General features: G+C 38.1%; 1 protein-coding gene. It reads left to right on the top strand.

The window, feature by feature from the left end:
* Positions 1 to 397: 397 nt before the first annotated feature.
* On the top strand, positions 398 to 894 hold a 497-nt coding region (locus ACRCJ0_RS16110), incomplete at its 3' end, for a class II glutamine amidotransferase (protein WP_431391178.1).

The raw sequence follows: 894 nt of genomic DNA, 5'->3' as shown, positions 1-894 counted from the left end.
TTTGTATACTTGCAATCCAGTTAGCGGATAACCTATATATCTTCTTAAGAGAAGGTTAAATTATAGCCATGAACATCTAAAAAGGTTGACAACAACTTTTTGTATTTATAGAATGTAAAGAGCTATTACTTTTAATAAAATCTCAAACGTAATTTTTGGGATAGCGCCAGGCTTGCTTAGCAAGTGACGAGGACTGAATTGATCGAAATGTTCGGCGGATGATTCAGGGGTTGTACAATCCACAGGTGGGAAAAAAGTAAGGCAATCAATGATTTAGACCATCATTTTGCCTTATCAAATTACCGCCACGTACGTAGTAGCCAAATAAAAAATGCGATAAGACACCTATATGGATAGGGTCTAATTTTATGTCGCCAAATTAGGAGGAAACTGCAACATGTGTGGTATTGTAGGTTATATTGGGAATGGATCAGCTCAAGAGGTATTATTAAACGGTTTAGAGCGTTTAGAGTACCGTGGTTATGATTCAGCAGGTGTATACGTTGTCGATGGAAATGGTCAAAACGGTCATTTATTTAGAGAAGAAGGACGTATCGCTAAACTACAAAGTGAAGTGGACATGTCATTAGATGCCCATACAGGTATTGGACATACACGTTGGGCAACACATGGTGAACCAAGCGTCCGTAACGCCCATCCACATCAATCATCAACAGGCCGTTTCACATTAGTACATAACGGTGTTATTGAAAACTACCGTGAAATGAAAGAAGATTTCTTATCTGACGTGACTTTCCACTCAGATACAGATACAGAAGTAGCTGTTAACTTAATCGAACACTTCGCATTAACAGAAGGCTTAGATGCAGAAACTGCATTCTTAAAAGCCTTAAACGTGATTGAAGGTTCATATGCATTTGCATTAATCGATTC

The sequence above is a fragment of the Aerococcus sp. L_32 genome (genome assembly GCF_050689315.1).
Note: the sequence above shows the minus strand (reverse complement) of the source record. Positions and strands in the feature narration are given on the sequence as shown.